This window comes from Paenibacillus sp. CR_12 (assembly GCF_041953985.1).
Classification (GTDB): domain Bacteria; phylum Bacillota; class Bacilli; order Paenibacillales; family Paenibacillaceae; genus Paenibacillus_AQ; species Paenibacillus_AQ lautus_A.
On sequence record NZ_JAVFHO010000006.1, the window covers coordinates 74,682 to 90,560 of the forward strand.

Sequence of the window (15,879 nt, forward strand, 5' to 3'; positions counted from 1 at the left end):
CGTGACATATACATGAACAAGTGCATGTACTGCGGCCAATACGAAGTTAAGAAGGTGGTTTCAAATGAAAAAAATTCATCTCGGTCTCATCTTTGTCATCAGTATCGCTCTTCTCCTCTCCGTCGGTTTCGGTCTATTGACGATGTACGCGAACCAAAAGGAGCTGCCGAAGGGAGTCGTTCTCTCCGGCTGGCAGGTAGGGGGGCAACCCGCCGACGAGGTATTGTCCGAGCTGGAACAGCGGCTCCACGCCATGACAAGCATCAAGGTGACGCTGGAGTCGGAGGCCCTCAAAGGGCGCACGGAAAGCTTCAGTCTCCAAGAAGCCGGCGTTCGGTTCAGCGCAGCCGATTTCAAAGAAGCCATTGCCAAGCTGTCCGAAGGATCGCTATGGGAACAGGTTCTTTACCGGCGGCAGTTTCAGCTGGAATGGCATATATCCACCGACTGGAATCGCGACGTATTGAAAGGGCGGTTAAACGAAGACTGGCAAAAAGAACGCTTTGGAGAGCCTGTCAACGCAGTGCGGAGCATTTCCGATGACGATGTGGTCCGGCATACCCCGGAGAAAACCGCGTACCGCATCGATTGGCCTGCGTTCTATGAAGGGTTCAGCGCAGCGCTTCCGAACGAGTCCCACTTCACGGAACCGTATCCGGAAGAAGCCATTGCGGTGCAGCTGCCTCTTATCCGTCAAAAGCCCCCCGTTACCGTAAAGTCGCTGCAGGACGAGGGCATTGAGCGAAAAATCGTTGAATTCTCCACCGGTCTTGGATCCAGCGGGCCCGGACGCGTACATAACGTAACCGCTGCCGCCAAAGCCGTGGACGGCATGATTCTGAAGCCCGGCGATGAGTTCAATTATGCTCATATCATAGATGTTGCGAAGAAGGAGTATGGATTTGAGGAAGCTCCCGTCATCGTGAACGGCAAGCTGGTGCCCGGTATCGGGGGCGGGATCTGCCAGGTATCCAGCACGGTGTATCATGCCGCCCTGCTGATCGGGCTGGAGATCACCGAAAGGCGGAATCATTCCCTTCCGGTCAGCTACTTGCCCAAGGGACAGGACGCCACCTTTGCCGAAGGGGCGATCAACTTTCGCTTCCGGAACAATACAGGCAAGCACCTGCTTATCCTGTCCGAGGTATCGCACGGCAATTTAACGCTGAAGATGTTCGGCACGTTCCCGGAAAATACGGAATACGAGCTGGTATCCACCACGATTGAAACCCTGCCTTCGCCGGAAAAGGTCATCCACAACAACTCGCTGCCGCCGGGATTGAAGCAGGTGGTTCAGAACGGGAAACCAGGCTATGTGGTAGAAACCTACCGAACCAAGAAAGTGAACGGGAAAGTCGTGGAGAACGTGAAAATATCCAAGGATACCTACCGTCCCCAGAACAGCATCGTTGCCATCAATCCGACCAACGAGGTCCCGCTGCCGGATGCGAACGAAACGCCCAAAGAGGAAGTCGTTGAGGACGGTATCAGCGCCCCGTAAATCGAAGCTGGCACGAAACAGCCCGCATTCGCGAATCGAATCGCGAATACGGGCTGTTTTCCTTGCCGTTATTTTAATGTCGTGCATCGATTTTATAATAGCTTCCGATTTCCGCCTGGGCATCTGCGCTGAACGTCTCGGTATATTCCACCCGGCCGATGGAGCAACCCTTTCCGATATGGACTCTACTGCCCCTGACAATGGCCGCGCTCGTATTCTCCAGACGAATATCCTCGCCTTCAACCAGCTCGGCATTCAGATATCCGATCCGTGAGGAACGGAACCATTTGGCCAGCACCGTTGGAGCTACGAAGACCGTGCGGCTTCGGAGTTCGTTGACGCGCGAGGCTTGCGCAACGAGCCTCAGCGTCAATTCCCGAGCTATCACGGACCCGCTCACGCGTAGTATGCCGCGGACCGTCATCTCTTCGGCTTCCAGGTTGCCGCCAACATCCAGGGTACCGTTCACGACGCCTTTGACCGCAAACAGATCGGCTCCCGTGCTCAAGCCGCCATTGATTCCGATGCGGCTGATCCTAACGCTTCCGCCGGCATCCAAGCTTCCATTCACCCGGACGTGCTCCATCTGGACATGATGGGACACCTTCACATGGCCGTTCACTCTAGCCTGCCTTCCGAGCAGGCTTCCGTTTATGACCGCGCTCCCGTTGCAGCTTAGCAGATGGCAATCCGTGTCGCCATGAATGACGCCTTCACCGTTTATCCGAAGCTTGCCGACAATACCGCCGCCAACGACACCGTCACCCGTTATGGAAACACCGGGTCTATCTACGGCTGTTCCGTTATGCACCATATCGCTGCCTCCTTGCCATCTATTCGGCCTATGCCCGGATGTTTGGCCCAATGTCGCCCTTAAAACTTAAAACCGCCGGGATGCTCTGACCTGGGCTTCCGGATGCTGCGTCAATTCATCCCGGTATTCCACTTGCCGAATCTCGCACCCTGGGCCGAGAATCACCCGGTTGCCGCGGACGATATCGGCTTCGACATACTCTAGATCCAGGACATCGCCCTCAATAATGCGTGCCTCCAGCCGCGTTCCCCGTAATGGCAGGGACAGCATCTCCCAGAGACGCTTTCCTTTTTTGCGGATCGTGATCCGGTCTCCGACGATTTCCTGCGCAAGGCAGCGGCCCAACAGCCGAATATCCGCTGTTCCTACATGCAGGCGGCCATCGATCTTGAAGCCCCCATGAAACGTGGCCGTCTCACTCCGCACGTCACCATGGCTTCTCAGGTTTCCGGTTACATCAAGCCTCTTCGATTCGGAATCACCGTGAATGCTGCAATGCCCCCCGATAAAAATGGATCGGCTGCGCACGCCTCTCTTCACGCTCAGGCTGCCGGCTACATGCAGCTCCTCCGCGTCCACCGTCCCCTTAACGGTTCCCGAACCGTTCACGCGAATCTTGTCGGCAGCTACGTCGCCGTTCAAACTCATCGTTCCGTTGCCTGTTAATTCCCGGCAATCCAAATCTCCATTCACCTGCCCGGCACCATCGATTCGCACCTTGCCGTATTGGCCGCCGCTTGAGCTGCCGGTTCCCGTAATCTTCAGATCGGACAGTTTATCGTCATGTGGTATCATGAGCATACTCCTCCAGATTCACAAATAGGATCATCATGCTATATCTTAATTGGACACTCGCTGAACTTCTAAATTTATGCTATTGAATCCTCCACCAGATGGAGCCATAATCTCCCTCTAAGATAACACAACGCAGCGCATCATAGAACAGCCCGATGGCTGAACCTCGCCTCGGTCTGAAGACCGAGGCGTTTTATGCACGGATTCATTCCATCCGTTTCGACTCGGTCGCTGACCGCCTTTATGCTCCTGGAGAATGGCGAAGCTTCCGAACGCTGCAGACTTTAAATGCGTTCTCGTCCGCCGCAGACGAAACTTAGATTTACTTGGAGCAAGGGGGATCGATTGTGATATGATCCTAATAGGCTCGTCACTTTGATCTCTCATTTTCAAAAATGAAAGGGGATACATAATCCATGGCTCTTATGCAATGTCACTTTTACTCGGAGGTGCTCGGTCTCAGCACGTCCATGACCGTCATTCTCCCTCAGCAAACCTCTTCACAAATCGGCATGACGAATCATGCCAAAAGCGGTCTGCATCCGACGCTCTTCCTCCTCCACGGCCTGTCCGACGACGATTCCATCTGGCTGCGCAGAACCTCCATCGAACGCTATGTGGCCGAGATGGGCATTGCCGTCGTTATGCCGCAAGTGCATCGCAGCTTCTATACGGACATGGAATACGGAGGCAAATACTGGACCTTTATCAGCCAGGAGCTGCCGGCCATCGCCCGTTCCTTCTTCCCGTTATCCCACGCGAGGGAAGATAACTTCGTCGCCGGGTTGTCCATGGGCGGCTACGGGGCGTTCAAGCTTGCCCTTCGCTGTCCCGAATCCTTCGCCGCTGCTGCCAGCCTGTCGGGCGCGCTCGACATGGCGGGTCATATTAATAGGAACGAGGCTTTGTTTGAGCATCGTTTAGTCTACGGAGATCGGGACATTACCGGCACCGACAATGACCTGTTGTGGCTGCTTCAGGAAGTGGACCGCTCGGAGGGACCGAAGCCGCTGCTGTATCAATGCTGCGGAACGGAAGACTTCCTCTACCAAGACAATCAATCATTCCGCAAAGCCTGCGAAGCAACTTCCCTGGAGCTCACGTATCAGGAAGGGCCGGGCGGCCACGATTGGGGATATTGGGATACCCATATCCAGGATGTTCTGAAATGGCTTCCGTTGAAAGCCTGATGAACCCATAATATCCACGCCAACGCCATGAACGTGCTTGCGGTTCATTCGCAGTTCCATGGGGTGTACTGGGTGCACTTCTCTTCATGAGAGGATTTTAGGCAATCCCTCGTTCAACGAATCTCATCGTTACACAACAAAAGGTGGATCAGCAAATATAGCTTTTGCCGATCCACCTTTATTTTTACTACTTCAAGTTTTCTGTATCCTTTACTCTACATTCCCCTGGCGGAGACTCAGCCATTCTTCCGTGACCTGAAGGGTCTGCACGCTGCGGTCGATCGCCGCTTTCACCTGCTCGGTTGCCGTGCCGCCGTAAACGTTACGCGCATTGACCACCGTCTCGGGTTGAAGCACGCCATAGATGGAGTCGTCGAACAGCTCGGAGAACTGCTTGAATTCGTCCAGCGTCAGGTCCAGCAGGTATTTGTTGTTCTGAATGCAGTACAATACGGTCTTGCCGATCACTTCGTGCGCCTGGCGGAACGGAAGCCCTTTGCCGACCAGGAAGTCCGCAATATCCGTTGCATTCGAGAAGTCGGTGTTCACTGCTTCGCGCATGCGGCCTTTGTTGACCTTCATCGTGGCAATCATCGGCGCGAATAGCTGCAATGCGCCTTCCAGCGTAGCCACCGTGTCGAACATGCCCTCTTTGTCTTCCTGCATGTCCTTGTTATAAGCAAGCGGCAGCGACTTCAGCACGGTAAGCAGACCCATCAGGTTGCCGTATACCCGTCCGGTTTTGCCGCGGACAAGCTCGGGCACGTCCGGGTTCTTCTTCTGCGGCATAATGCTGCTGCCCGTGCAGAACGCATCATCCAGCTCGACGAAGTTGAACTCGGTGCTGCTCCAAAGCACCAGCTCCTCGCTCAGGCGGGACAAGTGCATCATGATGATGGAAGCATCCGAGAGGAATTCCAGAATGAAGTCGCGATCGCTGACCGCATCCAGGCTGTTCTCGTAAACGCCGTCGAAACCGAGCTGCTCGGCCACGAAATGGCGGTCGATCGGGAACGTTGTGCCCGCAAGCGCGCCTGCCCCGAGCGGCAGCACGTTAATGCGCTTATAGCTGTCGATCAGACGGTCGATATCCCGCTGGAACATGGACACGTAAGCCATCAGATGATGCGCGAACAGAATCGGCTGCGCACGCTGCAGATGCGTATACCCCGGAATAATCGTATCCAGGTTATCCTTCGCCTGCCCGATCAACGCGGTCTGCAGCTCGTGCAGCATGCCGGTCAACGCCACGACACGGTTGCGCAAATACAAGTGCATGTCCGTTGCCACCTGGTCGTTGCGGCTGCGTCCCGTGTGGAGCTTGCCGCCGACAGGTCCGATTTCCTCGATCAGATTCTTCTCGATGTTCATATGGATATCCTCATCCGATACGGAGAACTCGATGCTGCCCTCACGGATGCGCTCCAGCACTTTGCCCAATCCTGCCTTGATCGTCTCCACGTCTTCCGCCGGCACGATGCCGCATTTGCCCAGCATGGACACATGCGCAAGGCTTCCCTGGATGTCCTCCTCGGCCAGCTGCTTGTCAAAACCGATGGATGCCGTATATTCCTCCACCAATGCGTTGGTCTGCTTCGTAAAGCGTCCGCCCCATAACTTGCTCACAACACTTGCCCCTCTCTGATTTAAGGCAGAGGGCCGCTTCCCGCTTAAGAGGGTCCGTTCATCCCGTTGCACGAGAATCGACGAAGCTCTCCAGCATGAAAACGGCCTTCAGCCTGTTCATTACTAGTACGTCCATATCCTTACGCTTATAATTCGATCTATTACCGTACCGGATATAAGACATAAGACTTCATATCGTGTATCCTTCGGCCGCGTTCGTTACCGCGCTCTATCCGATGCGCTTGTTCCGTTACACGAGCCCTCAGACTGTTTTATTGATTCTGATTCACGCCGGTTGCCACTTTCAAACGCAATGCGTTCAAGCGGATAAAGCCGGTAGCGTCGCCTTGATCGTAAGCTTGCGTCGGATCGGCTTCCATCGTGGCGATGTCCGGGTTGTACAGGCTCACCGGACTCTTCACGCCTGCGCCGATCACATTGCCTTTGTAGAGCTTCACGCGCACCGTACCCGTAACGTTCTTCTGGCTCTCTGTCACCAGTGCCTGCAATGCCAGACGCTCCGGCGCAAACCAGAAGCCGTTATAAACCAAGGTGCTGTAGCGGGTAATCAGGCTGTCGCGCAGGTTCATCACTTCGCGGTCCATCGTGATGGATTCCATCTTGCGATGAGCGGTGAACAGGATCGTGCCGCCAGGAGTCTCATAGACGCCGCGGCTCTTCATGCCGACGAAGCGGTTCTCCACCATATCCACGCGACCGATGCCGTGCTTGCCGCCCAGCTCGTTCAGCTTCTCCATCACTTGCAGCGGGCTCATCGACTCGCCGTTCAGCGCAACGACATTCCCTTGCTCGAACGTAAGCTCGAGGTATTCCGCCTCATCCGGCGCATCCTCAGGCGATACGCTAAGAAGGTACATATCCTTGCTGTCCTCCGCGCTTGCATCGAACCAAGGGTCCTCCAGCACGCCGCTCTCGTAACTGATATGGAGCAGGTTGCGGTCCATGGAGTAGGATTTCGCAGCGGATGCCGTTACCGGAATGCCGTGCGCTTCCGCGTAAGCGATCATCTCCGCGCGTCCCGGGAAGGAGTTTCGGAACTCCTCGATGCGCCAAGGCGCGATCACTTCAATATCCGGTGCCAAACCGGCTACGCCCAGCTCAAAACGAACCTGGTCGTTCCCTTTGCCCGTAGCGCCGTGCGCAATTGCCGTCGCGCCTTCGGCACGTGCGATATCCACCATGCGTTTCGCGATCAACGGGCGCGCGATGCTGGTGCCGAGCAGGTACTGCCCTTCGTACATGGCACCCGCCTGGAACATCGGGAAGATGAAATCATTCGCAAATTCGTCGCGCAGATCGTCGATGTACACTTTGGAGGCGCCGGTCGCCAGCGCTTTTTCCTCAAGTCCGTCCAGCTCTTCCTTCTGGCCGATATCGGCCGTGAAGGCAATGATCTCCGCATCGTAGGTTTCTTTCAGCCACTTCAGAATGACGGACGTATCCAGACCGCCGGAATACGCCAGTACGATTTTTTGTTTTGCCATGGTTTAACTCCCTCTCTTTGTTACTAACAACCCTGTCCTTCATTATACTAAAGATAACGTCCATTGACGCATTTTCATAGAGAATGTTCGCTGGTCATCGGCGGCTTTATGCCATCAAAGCAACCATCAAAGCCTTCTGGGCATGGAGACGGTTCTCGGCCTGATCGAAAATGACGGAATTGGCACCGTCGATCACGCCTTCGCTGACCTCTTCGCCGCGGTGGGCTGGAAGGCAGTGCAGGAACAAATAATCCGGCTTAGCTGCTTTCACCAGCTCTTCGTTTACCTGGTAGTCCGCAAAAGCGGCTTCCCGCTGTGCCTGCTCCTCTTCAAAGCCCATGCTTGCCCATACATCCGTGTAGATCACGTCCGCATCCTTCGCAGCTTCGAGCGGGTCTTGGGTAATCGTGATTTTGCCGCCCGTTTGCGCCGCGATTTCCTCGCTCAGCTTCACGATGCTGGCATCTGCCTCATAGCCCTTCGGACTGGCCACGGCCACATGCATGCCCATTTTGGCACCGCCGATCAGGAGCGAATGCGCCATGTTGTTGCCATCGCCGATAAAGGCCATTTTGAGGCCCTTCAGCTTGCCCTTGTGCTCCAGCACCGTCTGCAAATCAGCCAGTACCTGACATGGATGCGCCATGTCGCTCAGGCCGTTGATGACCGGAATCGAAGCATATTTCGCAAGGTTGACCACGTTGTCGTGCCCGAAGGTACGGATCATCAGGCCGTCCAGATAACGGGACATCACCTGTGCCGTATCGCTGATCGGCTCGCCGCGTCCGAGCTGAATATCGTTTTTGCTCAAAAAGAGCGCATGTCCGCCCAGTTGGAACATTCCAGCCTCGAACGACACCCGCGTCCGCGTGGACGACTTCTCAAAAATCAAGCCGATCGTCTTGCCTTTCAGCGGCTGATAGACTTCGCCGTTCTTCTGCTTGCGCTTGATCTCGATTGCCGAATCGAGCAAGAACTGAATCTCTTCCGTCGAGTATTCGTCCAGCTCGATCATATCCCGCCCTTTCAGGCTTAATTCCTTCAATTGTCCGCTAGCGGCCATATTCTTCAGTCCTCCTTAACCATGCTGTTATTGTCCGTAATGCTGCTGCACGATTCTTCTATGCTTGGCTAACCGCCGTATGTTCATGTATAAGTTCCGTAACGATCGACACCGCTTGGTCGATCTCTTGTTTCGTGACGTACAGATTCGGAAGCAGCCGGATCACGTTCGGTCCTGCCGTTACGAACAGCAGCCCGCGGCTCTGTCCTTTCAGCACCAGCTCGCCAACCGGTTCGACGCATTCGATGCCGATCAGCAGGCCTTTCCCCCGGATCGCCTTCACAAAAGGATGATTGCCCAGGCTCTCATTCAGCTTCATCATCAAATATTCTCCGGCTTCGGCCGCGCGCTGCGGCACGTCGTCCTCCAGCATCGTCTCGATGGTGGCCTGGATGACGGCGCTGGCAATCGGCGTGCCGCCAAACGTCGTGGCATGGCTTCCTGCCGTGAAGGCTTCGCGCAAGTAAGCCTTGCCCAGCATCGCGCCTACCGGGAACCCGGAGCCGAGCCCTTTGGCCACGGTGAAAATATCCGGCTCGATGCCGTAATGCTCGTGCGCAAACAGCTTGCCGGTCCGGCCCATGCCCGTTTGCACCTCGTCCACGATCAGCAGCAGTCCGTGCTTCTTGCACAGCCCGGTGACGGCTTGAAGGAATTCCGGTTCCACCGGATGCACGCCGCCCTCCGCCTGCACCATCTCGATCATGATGGCTGCGGTATTGTCGTTAATGGCTGCTTCCAGCGCCGGAAGGTCATGCAGGGGAACGCTTTTGAAGCCTGCCGGAAGCGGGAGGAAGCCTTCCTTCACCTTATCCTGGCCGGTGGCCGTCAGCGTAGCCAGCGTCCGACCATGGAAGGACTGGGTAAACGTAATGACCTCGTAGCGTCCCGTTCCCTTCACCTTCTGATGGTAGCGGCGTGCCAGCTTAATGGCAGCTTCGTTCGCTTCGGCCCCGCTGTTGCAGAAGAAGACCGCATCCGCGCAGGTGTTGGCTGTCAGCAGCTCGGCTGCTTTTTCCTGGCCCGGAATGTGGAACAGGTTCGAGACATGCCACAATTCATCCAGCTGGGCTTTCAGCTTCTCTTTCACTTTTACCGGGGCATGGCCGAGATTCGTTACCGCCAGACCGGCCATAAAATCAAGATACTTGTTGCCTTGATCATCCCATAGCCAGCTGCCCTCCCCTTTGACCAGGGCGATTGGGTATCTGGCGTACGTTTGGAACAACGAGCTTTCATTAGCTGCCTTGATACCGCCTGCTGCTTCTTTTCCCATAGCCTTCACACACTCCTTTGCATTTGGCATTGCTTCGTGTTTCACGTTTGAACCGTCCTACGATATGAACATCCATTAAGCTTAACCAGCACTGCGAATTCGGATCATTCCTCCGATCCCTGTTGCCCACAGATTTTCATGGAATCATGTAATCAAGGATAAATTCCGGAGGCAAAGGCGACCGCGCTGCTTCTCCAGAACAATTCCACCTTCTCCGTTGAAGCCGTTATATTCTACAATCTCGAATCTAAATCTACATCCGCACGATGCGCGTGCCCAGCACTTCGCCTCCAAGCACCCGGCTCAGCACGTTCGGCTCGCTTCCGTCCACGATGACGACCTCGCTCACTTTGCCGTGAATGCTGCTGATGGCTGCTCTTACCTTCGGTATCATGCCGCCATAGATTTCGCCCGTTCCGATCATATCCTCGATCTCCTGCACCGTCACGGTCGGAAGCACCCGCTTCTCGCCGCCCGATCCCTTCATGATCCCCGGCACGTCGGTGACAACGATCATCCGGTTAACGCCCAGATGAGAAGCCACGGCACCAGCTGCGGTATCGGCATTGATGTTATAGCGCTGACCGGATGGATCCACGCCGATCGGCGCAACCACCGGCATGTACCCCATCTCCAGCACGCCGCTCAGGATCGATGACTTCACCAGCGTAACGTCGCCGACCCAACCAACCTCCGCATGGTTCGTTACCGGTTTGGCCTCGATCAGCCCGCCGTCCGAACCGGACAAGCCGATGGCAGAACCGCCCACGCTTTGAATCCGTCGTACGATCTGTTTATTGATGGTGCCCGCAAGCACCATCTCCACGACGTCCAGCACATCCTCCGTCGTCCTGCGCAGACCGTTCACAAACTCAGTCTCGATGCCGAGTTTCTCCAGGTTGCCGGAAATTGCGGGACCGCCGCCGTGCACGATAACAGGGTTAACCCCTTTATCCTGCAGATTCTTCAAATCCTCGAAGAAGCTGTCCGGAAGGGCCGCGAGCGTGCTGCCGCCGCATTTCATCACAAACGTATCCGCGCTTGAGGTTTGAACCGGCTGCGAATTCTCCTGATCGATCGTGCTCTTCATATCCATCTCCTCCGTCCTGATTTTTTAGTTATCTAAGTACGATAAGCCGCATTAATGCGGACATAGTCATAGGTTAAATCACAGCCCCAAGCCGTAGCCGACCCGCTGCCGATATGCAGCTTCACGTCGATATCCACGGTGTCGCCTTGAAGGTAAGCCAGCGCCGCATCTTCGTCAAAAGCGACGGGCCTTGACTGCTCCAGCACCGAAATCGGACCAATGGCAATATCCACCGTCTCCGGATTGACCGGACGGCCTGCGCGGCCCACAGCCGCAATGATCCGTCCCCAGTTGGCATCCGCACCGAACACCGCCGATTTGACCAGGCTGGAGCCGATGATCGTCTTGGCGATCGCTTGCGCGTCATCGTCGCTTTCGGCGCCGTCCACGCGAACCTCGATCAAGCGGGAAGCTCCCTCTCCGTCACGTGCGATCGCCTTCGCCAGCTGCTGGCACACATAGTGGAAGCCGGCAGCGAATGCATCCCAATCCGGATGCTCCGGCGTTAACACGTCATGCCCCGCCAGGCCGCTGGCCATCGCAACCAGCATATCGTTGGTGCTTGTATCGCCGTCCACCGTAATCATATTAAAGGTCAGGTTGGTCGTTTGGCGCAGCAGCAGCTGCAGCGCTTCCTGACCAATGACCGCATCCGTCGTCATGAATCCGAGCATGGTCGCCATGTTCGGATGAATCATCCCCGATCCCTTCGCCGTGCCGGCGATGGTCACCTTCGTGCCGTTAACCTGTACGGTAACGCAGGCTTCCTTTTTTACCAGATCGGTTGTCAAAATCGCTTGGCTGAAGCTTTCAGCCCCTTCGCTTTCACCGCTGAGCCGTGCAGGCAAGCCTGCAATACCGGAGGATACTCGGTCCATCTTCAGCAGCTCCCCGATGACACCCGTCGAAGCAACGGCCACATCGTTCACGTCCAGGCCGAATTGCGCAGCCGTGCTGGCGCGCATCGTGTATGCATCCTCTTCGCCCTGCTTGCCCGTGCAGGCATTGGCATTCCCGCTGTTCACGACAATCGCGCGAAGCTTGCCGTCCTCCAAGCTTTCACGCGTTACCTTCAGCGGTGCCGCTTGGAACAGGTTCGTCGTATAGACGGCAGCCGCCACGGCAGGCACATCGCATACAATGACGCCCAGGTCGTTACGGTCGGTCTTCTTAAGTCCACAGTGGAGCCCGGCAGCCTTGAAGCCTTGCGGCGTTACGATGCTGCCCCCATCGATAATCGCAAACGTATTCTCTCCCATGTCTGTATCCCCAGCCGCTTACGGATAAATCGGCGTAAACGTAAGTCCGAGGCTCTCCTCCCATCCCATCATCAAATTCAGGTTCTGGATCGCCTGCCCGGCCGCACCCTTCACCACATTATCAATGACCGATATAATGGTCACCCTGTTCGTGCGCGCATCCACCGCAAAGCCGATATCGCAGAAGTTCGACCCGCTGACTTCTTTTGTTGCAGGCCATACGCCCAGGTCGCGGATTCTCACAAATTTACGATCCTTGAAATACTGGCGGTACAGTTCAATGAAATCCTCTTCCGTGTAAGGACCGTTCAGCGTGGCATACATGGTGCTCATGATCCCCCGCGTCATCGGTACCAGATGCGTCGTAAAGGTGACCGTGATCGGTTCGCCCGCTACCTGCGTCAATACCTGCTCGACCTCGGGAATATGCTGATGCTTATTCACCTTGTAGGCTTTGAAATTCTCGTTGATTTCAGCATAATGCGTCATCAGGCTCGTTCCCCGTCCTGCACCGGACACGCCGGATTTGGCGTCGATAATAAGGGATGAAGCATCGATCCAGCCCGCGCTGATGGCCGGAATCAGGCCCAGCAGCGTCGCGGTCGGATAACAGCCCGGATTGGAGATGAAATCCACATCGCGGACCTCTTCGCCAAACACTTCGCACAGGCCGTATACGGCCTTTTCCAACAGCTCCGCGCTCGGAGCCGTGTGTTTATACCACTGTTCATATACGACTCCATCTTTCAAGCGAAAATCGCCCGAGAGATCAATGACCTTCAAGCCTGCATCCAGCAGCTCCGGTACCAGCTTGGCACTGACGCCCGAAGGCGTAGCCGCAAACACCAAGTCGGCCACCTCGGCGATTTCCGCCGGGTTAACGCCATCCAGGTTGCGTGTGATGATATTGGTCAAATGCGGAAATCCGTCCGATATCGGTACGCCTGCCGTCGATGAAGAGATTACCGATGTAATCTCAACGCGCGGGTGCGCTTGCAGCAAGCGGATCAGTTCCACGCCACCGTAGCCGGTAGATCCAACAATAGCAACTCTTACTGTATTTGTGTCCGTCATATCCTCATCCCTCTCCCCAAGGAACAGCTGAAGGACCTTATGCAAGGTCCCATTCATCCATCCTTCATCTCTACCCCATGCTCTTCCGTTTCCTTCTTCCGATCGATCCATGCCGCCGCCTAAATTCCTCTTAATCCTATGTTGGGTATCAAAAACCACGCGTGTCCGCTGATGATTCTTGGTATCATTTTGCTTCAAGAAGCAGTCAGGCTGGTCATGAACTTCTTCGGAAGCGTTCCGTTTCCTGCGTCAAAAGCGATATGTGCTTCCAAGGTATTCATTGACTTTATCCGTCTCATAAATATGTATTATTATACGACCGTATTCATATAAATACAATGGATTATTCAAATTTGGTCCAAACTGCTAACGGGCTCCGAGGCAATGTCTATCGAGATGGATCGAACTCTTCCTTTAGAATGGAATAGAGCTTGAGGTCCCAATGCTGGCCCTTAACCTTGATCCCCTTCCTCACCGTCCCCTCATAGGACATGCCGATCTTCTCCATTACGCGCTGAGAGCCGATATTCTCCACCAAACATCGAGCCTGCACGCGTACAAGCTCCATACGGCCGAAACCAAGCTTGAGCAGCGCGGAGGCCGCCTCGGTCATGATGCCTTGCCCCCAACAATCCCGTGCCAGTACATAACCGATCTCCGCGGCCTGCTGCTCGGGTTTCCACCATACAAAATCAACCGTCCCGACCAGTCGCCCGCTCTCCTTCAGCTCGATCCCCCACGGGGCAATATCATGCTTGGCATACTGAGCCAGTATGAATTGAATAAACCGCTTGCTGTCATCGATCGAGCGATGGGTCTCCCAAGTGACGTATTTCGCCACCTCATCGTCTGAGGCATAGGCATACATCTGATCGGCATCCTGCATCGATACTCTGCGAAGGCGCAGGCGGTCGGTTTCCAGCACCGGCAAACTGCCGTAGATCTGTTCGATTTCCATTCGTAAGTCCCCCTTACTTGTTCTATAAACTAAGACTTCACGCTCCCTATTACTTTTAGCCTAATAAATATGTCTATCGACCTAAACAGTGCTTTGATATAATCCTCTTTAGGAAATATGTTCCTACAACTTAGATTCCTGGAGGTAAAACCATGATATTCAAAAGAACGACGGGCCTATTATGTCTTCTCTTACTGATCTGCCTAACGTCGCAAGCTCCTCATCCCAGTTTCGCTGCCGCTTCAACCACCCAAGCAAAAACCAAACCTGCGCCAATGTTAATCCTCAACAAAAACACGGCGGCTTATTTGAAAAAAGGAGTCATCCCGGGCTTTGGCGGCGTCCAATTCGGCATGACCCAGAATCAGATCGCCTCCAAATTGGGAAAACCTGTGAGTTCATTCTACCACTACGGCGGCGAGTTTTGGAAATTCAAAAATATTTCGTATGCCGGATTTAATTTCGAAAACCCTTATACAGGCTCAAACGGCATGTGGTGTTTGTTGATAGGTAAAGAAGGCTTGCCGAACCAAACCTTTGCGGACGTCAAAAAGCATTTAGGCAGCGCCTACGAAATGTATTATAACGACATGGAAGAGGCATACGAGATGGTCTACACTTTCGGCAAGACCCGCATCTCCTTCATGGCGGACACCTCGAAGTCAAAGATTACGCTGGTTCAGATCCGTCGTTAACGATCCCATTACATAAAAAAAGAAGTAACCCCTGCTCAGACTACGCTGTCTGACGAATGGTTACTTCTTTTTTATAGAGAGTATGCTGACGAGCCGAGAGGCTACGCCTTAATATTGCGGAATCCTTCGCCCAATACCTCATGGGCATCGCTAATGATGACGAAGGCATTCGGATCCACCGATTGGACCACCGTTTTGAGACGGGGAATTTCGCTCTGTCCGACGACGACCATCAGGACCGTCCGGTGTTCGCCCGTATAGCCTCCCTCTGCGGTAAGCTTGGTTAAACCGCGGTCAAGGTCCTCGAGAATGGCCTTGGTAATCGGCTCCGTATGATCGGATATAATGTAGGCCACCTTGGTGAAGCTAAAGCCCAGCTCAATGGCATCAATCACTTTGCCTGTCACGTACAGACCAATCAGCGCGTATAACGCCTGCTCCAGCGACAATACGAGGGCTGCCGACGAGATTACGATCGCATCCAGCAGTACGACGCAGACGGAAAAGCTCAGGCCGCTGTATTTTTGCAGGAGCTGCGCCACGATGGTCAACCCGCCGGTTGACCCCCTGCCGCGATAGACCAGCCCCATGCCGATACCGACGCCGATACCGCCATAAATCGATGCCAGAAGCGGGTTAGAGGTTGGAATCGGCCAGTCCTTGGTCAAAAAGACGAACAGCGGCAAAATCACGCTTCCCAGCAGGGAGCGGATGCCGTAGTCGCGCCCAAGTAGCCAAAAGCCAAGCACGAACAAAGGAATGTTCAGCGCCCACTGCGTAAAGGCCGGTTCAATGCCGAGCCACGCTTGCGCAAGAACGGACAAACCCGACACGCCGCCCGAGGCGATATGATTGGGCAGGAAAAACAGATTAAACGACAGCGCCATAATAAAGGAGCCGACGATAATAAAGATTGCGTCCACCGTCTGCCGGAGCGGACCGTTGATCGGAATCAAGGGTTCTCTTTTTCGTTTGTTGATCGATGGATTGCCAGCGGATTGCGCCATAGTTCTATAAATCTCTCCTCAACGTC

14 protein-coding genes are annotated in these 15,879 nt (G+C 54.8%); 3 read left to right on the plus strand and 11 right to left on the minus strand.

Going from position 1 to position 15,879, the window contains the following annotated elements:
- The first annotated feature begins 64 nt into the window (after nt 1-64).
- On the plus strand, nt 65-1,501 hold the full coding sequence (locus tag RB297_RS22010) for a VanW family protein (RefSeq protein ID WP_375121450.1): 1,437 nt from the start codon (nt 65-67) through the stop codon (nt 1,499-1,501).
- Nucleotides 1,502-1,574: 73 nt separating this feature from the next.
- Here the strand turns inward: RB297_RS22010 and RB297_RS22015 are convergent, their stop codons facing one another.
- Nucleotides 1,575-2,315 (minus strand): hypothetical protein, encoded by a 741-nt coding sequence (locus tag RB297_RS22015; RefSeq protein WP_375121451.1) that lies wholly within the window; start codon nt 2,313-2,315, stop codon nt 1,575-1,577.
- 66 nt (nt 2,316-2,381) lie between these two features.
- A complete protein-coding gene (locus tag RB297_RS22020) occupies nt 2,382-3,110 on the minus strand; it encodes a polymer-forming cytoskeletal protein (protein ID WP_375121452.1) in 729 nt (242 codons plus the stop codon).
- Nucleotides 3,111-3,526: 416 nt separating this feature from the next.
- On the opposite strand from RB297_RS22020, the gene RB297_RS22025 reads away from it, so the two are divergent.
- Nucleotides 3,527-4,300, plus strand: coding sequence for an alpha/beta hydrolase (locus RB297_RS22025; RefSeq protein WP_375121453.1), 774 nt, complete (start codon nt 3,527-3,529; stop codon nt 4,298-4,300).
- Between the two features lie 210 nt (nt 4,301-4,510).
- Here the strand turns inward: RB297_RS22025 and argH are convergent, their stop codons facing one another.
- From argH to RB297_RS22065, 8 genes are all read right to left on the minus strand, one after another.
- On the minus strand, nt 4,511-5,926 hold the full coding sequence (argH, locus tag RB297_RS22030) for an argininosuccinate lyase (RefSeq protein WP_090909935.1): 1,416 nt from the start codon (nt 5,924-5,926) through the stop codon (nt 4,511-4,513).
- Between the two features lie 272 nt (nt 5,927-6,198).
- Complete coding sequence (locus tag RB297_RS22035) at nt 6,199-7,431, minus strand: argininosuccinate synthase (protein ID WP_015737700.1); 1,233 nt, start codon at nt 7,429-7,431, stop codon at nt 6,199-6,201.
- Nucleotides 7,432-7,537: 106 nt separating this feature from the next.
- On the minus strand, nt 7,538-8,494 hold the full coding sequence (argF, locus tag RB297_RS22040; RefSeq protein WP_009594235.1) for an ornithine carbamoyltransferase: 957 nt from the start codon (nt 8,492-8,494) through the stop codon (nt 7,538-7,540).
- Between the two features lie 58 nt (nt 8,495-8,552).
- Entirely contained in the window at nt 8,553-9,770 is a 1,218-nt protein-coding gene (locus tag RB297_RS22045; RefSeq protein WP_375121454.1) for an acetylornithine transaminase, read from the minus strand.
- Nucleotides 9,771-10,023: 253 nt separating this feature from the next.
- Nucleotides 10,024-10,860 carry an acetylglutamate kinase gene (gene argB / locus RB297_RS22050; RefSeq protein ID WP_375121455.1) on the minus strand — a complete coding sequence of 279 codons (837 nt, stop codon included), beginning with the start codon at nt 10,858-10,860 and terminating at the stop codon, nt 10,024-10,026.
- Nucleotides 10,861-10,892: 32 nt separating this feature from the next.
- Nucleotides 10,893-12,119: a bifunctional glutamate N-acetyltransferase/amino-acid acetyltransferase ArgJ gene (gene argJ, locus RB297_RS22055; RefSeq protein ID WP_375121456.1), complete on the minus strand. Its 1,227-nt coding sequence runs from the start codon at nt 12,117-12,119 to the stop codon at nt 10,893-10,895.
- Between the two features lie 18 nt (nt 12,120-12,137).
- Nucleotides 12,138-13,193 (minus strand): N-acetyl-gamma-glutamyl-phosphate reductase, encoded by a 1,056-nt coding sequence (argC, locus tag RB297_RS22060; RefSeq protein ID WP_375121457.1) that lies wholly within the window; start codon nt 13,191-13,193, stop codon nt 12,138-12,140.
- 388 nt (nt 13,194-13,581) lie between these two features.
- Entirely contained in the window at nt 13,582-14,151 is a 570-nt protein-coding gene (locus RB297_RS22065; protein ID WP_009594244.1) for a GNAT family N-acetyltransferase, read from the minus strand.
- 152 nt (nt 14,152-14,303) lie between these two features.
- Between RB297_RS22065 and RB297_RS22070 the strand changes: the two genes are divergently transcribed.
- Nucleotides 14,304-14,846, plus strand: a complete 543-nt coding sequence (locus RB297_RS22070; RefSeq protein ID WP_375121458.1) for a hypothetical protein — start codon at nt 14,304-14,306, stop codon at nt 14,844-14,846.
- Between the two features lie 101 nt (nt 14,847-14,947).
- On the opposite strand, the gene RB297_RS22075 is transcribed toward RB297_RS22070, so the two are convergent.
- Complete coding sequence (locus RB297_RS22075; protein ID WP_375121459.1) at nt 14,948-15,853, minus strand: YitT family protein; 906 nt, start codon at nt 15,851-15,853, stop codon at nt 14,948-14,950.
- Nucleotides 15,854-15,879: the final 26 nt, after the last annotated feature.